Here is a 979-nt window from a genome sequence, read left to right on the forward strand (position 1 = left end):
CTCAGCGCAATACGGTGAGGTCAACACCAGCCAGCCCAGCCACACACCACGGAGCACGCCACCATGCCGCCCCGCAAGAGACCCGACCCTCGCACCGCCGCTCTCACTGAGCAAGGCGAAGAGACGTCAGCGGACCCGCTAACGCCGCGACGCACCACCGCGCCTACCCGCGGCCGCGTGGCAACGTGGACCACTCTCCGCAACACCGGCACTCGCTTGGACGACGCCACGAACTCCCGAATGACGAAGGCGCACGACCGCGCAGGCAAGGGCGTCAGAGATATATGGGAAGAAGCGATCAACGCATACTGCGACAAGCTCGGCGTCCCGCAGGAGATGCCCGAGGACGCCGAACTGAAGATCCCAGCTCCCAAGAAGAACAACATGGGCGGCGGCAAGCTCATCATGGTGCGGCTGACCAGGAACACGCGGGCGCGTCTCGTCGAGGGTTGCCTGAGGGAAGACCTGGGCGGCCGGCCGTTCATCTCGGATGCGCTGAATGACTACTTCGACGACTTGGGAATCCCGCGGCCGAAGAAGCCTCAGGAGCCCAGGTAAGATCTCCCCCATCTCTGTGATGAGAGATCGAAAGGCCGCTCCCGGGCGCTGGGGGCGGCCTTTATGCGCTAGCGGCTACGCCTCACGAGCGGCCACCTGCCGCTTGAATTCCGTGCCAGGCCGGAACTTGACGACCCACTTGGCCTCGACGGGCACCCGCTCGCCCGTCTGCGGGTTGCGCGCGTCGCGCCCGGCCTGTTTGACGGGCTCGAACTTGCCCCAGCCGGTGATCTGCACCGTGTTGCCGTCCGCGACCTGCTCCTGGATGTACTCGAGCACGCCGCTCACGTACCGCTCTGCGATCCTGCGGCTGGGCGCTCCGGCTCGGTCGATGACGGCGTCGACGATGTCGCTCTTCGTCTTGATGTTCTTCTCGGCGTCCATTGGTTCTCCCCCTGATTGTTGTTGCCAACCGGCAGCG

Annotated in this window: 2 protein-coding genes; one reads left to right on the forward strand and one right to left on the reverse strand. The window is 65.5% G+C overall.

What is annotated here, in order from left to right:
• Positions 1-240 precede the first annotated feature (240 nt).
• Positions 241-558 carry a hypothetical protein gene (locus ABD844_RS52860; RefSeq protein ID WP_344897915.1) on the forward strand — a complete coding sequence of 106 codons (318 nt, stop codon included), beginning with the start codon at positions 241-243 and terminating at the stop codon, positions 556-558.
• Between the two features lie 75 nt (positions 559-633).
• Here the strand turns inward: ABD844_RS52860 and ABD844_RS52865 are convergent, their stop codons facing one another.
• A complete protein-coding gene (locus ABD844_RS52865) occupies positions 634-942 on the reverse strand; it encodes an HU family DNA-binding protein (protein ID WP_344897918.1) in 309 nt (102 codons plus the stop codon).
• Between the last annotated feature and the right edge of the window lie 37 nt (positions 943-979).

It is taken from the genome of Nonomuraea antimicrobica (genome assembly GCF_039536965.1).
GTDB lineage: Bacteria > Actinomycetota > Actinomycetes > Streptosporangiales > Streptosporangiaceae > Nonomuraea > Nonomuraea antimicrobica.

Coding starts and splice junctions, on each gene's coding strand:
- ABD844_RS52860 (WP_344897915.1), top strand. CDS start 241: ATGACGAAGGCGCACGACCGCGCAGGCAAGGGCGTCAGAGATATATGG.
- ABD844_RS52865 (WP_344897918.1), bottom strand. CDS start 942: ATGGACGCCGAGAAGAACATCAAGACGAAGAGCGACATCGTCGACGCC.